Source organism: Microbacterium sp. Bi128 (genome assembly GCF_918698205.1).
The window spans coordinates 1-1,211 of sequence record NZ_CAKKMM010001490.1 but is presented as its reverse complement, the minus strand read 5'-3'; the positions used below and the strand labels follow the sequence as shown (position 1 = coordinate 1,211).

Below are 1,211 nucleotides of genomic sequence, written 5' to 3'. Positions count from 1 at the left end.
GTCCGGAACCGTGGAATCGTCAGTATTGCCCGTTCTTCCGAGCGGGCGATGCTTCGTCGGCAGCGTCCAGCGGTAGGCAACAGGAGGGGAATGACGAAGGTACTGAACCGCCGCGCCACAGTTGCGCAGGAAACTAAACGCACCCGCCGGCGTCGCTCGCTGCTGGCCGTCCAGGTGGCGGGCGAGCTGCTGATCACGCTCGGCGTGATCGCCGTGCTCTTCGTCGCTTGGCAATTGTGGTGGACCAACGTTGAAGCCGATGCGGCTCAGGGGGCTGCCGTGAAGCAGTTCGTGCAGGCACACAAGGCACCTGCACCGAATGACCCTGCGGCCACGGGCCTGGGGGACACCAAGGGAGCCCCTGCAGTGCCGGTCGGCAAAGTGCCGGGTCACGGACAGGCGATCGGGGTCATCTACATTCCCCGCTTCGGAGCCGACTACAGCAGGCCGATCATCGAGGGCACCAGCCAGGACGTCCTGGACACGCTCGGCCTGGGCCGCTATGCGGGAACGGCCATGCCCGGGGCCATGGGGAACTTTGCCGTCGCCGGCCACCGCCAGACACATGGCGCGGTGCTCGACAACATCCACACACTGGTGCCCGGGGACAAAATCTATGTTCAGACCGCCGACGGGTTCTACACGTACGTTTTCCGGAACCAGGAGATTGTCCTGCCGGACCGGACGGACGTGCTGGCGCCGGTGCCGACTCAGCCCGGCGCAGAGCCGCAGCAACGGATTTTGACCATGACAAGCTGCAATCCGCGCTTCGGCGCCCAAGAGCGCATCATCGCGTATTCCATATTCGATTCCTGGCAGCCGCTCAGCGCAGGGCCTCCGGCGCCCATCGCCAAGCAGCTCGCCGCGCTGCAGGGGAAGGGCTAGGCCGTGTACCTTTGGCTTTTTCGGCAACTTCCCGGGCCTCTTTGGCTGAAGATCCTTCTGTCCGTGGTGATCCTTGCGGGAGCCCTGGTTGTCCTGGACCAGTTTGTGTTTCCTTGGATGGCTGAAGTGACGCATCTGACCGACGCCACCGTCGGGCAGAGCTGAGCGCGGCACAACCATGAACACGAACCCGTTTCCACCGCGGCCGGGCCGTCCCGGAAGCCGCCCGGAGGAACTCCGCGATCAGCTCCCCGCGCTGGAGGAACTCCTCAACGTCGCCCACGTGGTGAGCCTGCCGATGCGGGTGAAGTTCCGCGGAATCCTCC

1 protein-coding gene is annotated in these 1,211 nt (G+C 65.0%); it reads left to right on the top strand.

The genetic code is table 11. The features are described from left to right. The first annotated feature begins 90 nt into the window (after positions 1 to 90). Positions 91 to 885 carry a class E sortase gene (locus LQV45_RS33945; RefSeq protein ID WP_230012227.1) on the top strand — a complete coding sequence of 265 codons (795 nt, stop codon included), beginning with the start codon at positions 91 to 93 and terminating at the stop codon, positions 883 to 885. The last annotated feature ends 326 nt before the right edge of the window (positions 886 to 1,211 follow it).

What these genes read in the sequence shown, in the direction of transcription:
- LQV45_RS33945 (WP_230012227.1), top strand. Translation starts at nt 91, where the DNA reads ATGACGAAGGTACTGAACCGCCGCGCCACAGTTGCGCAGGAAACTAAA.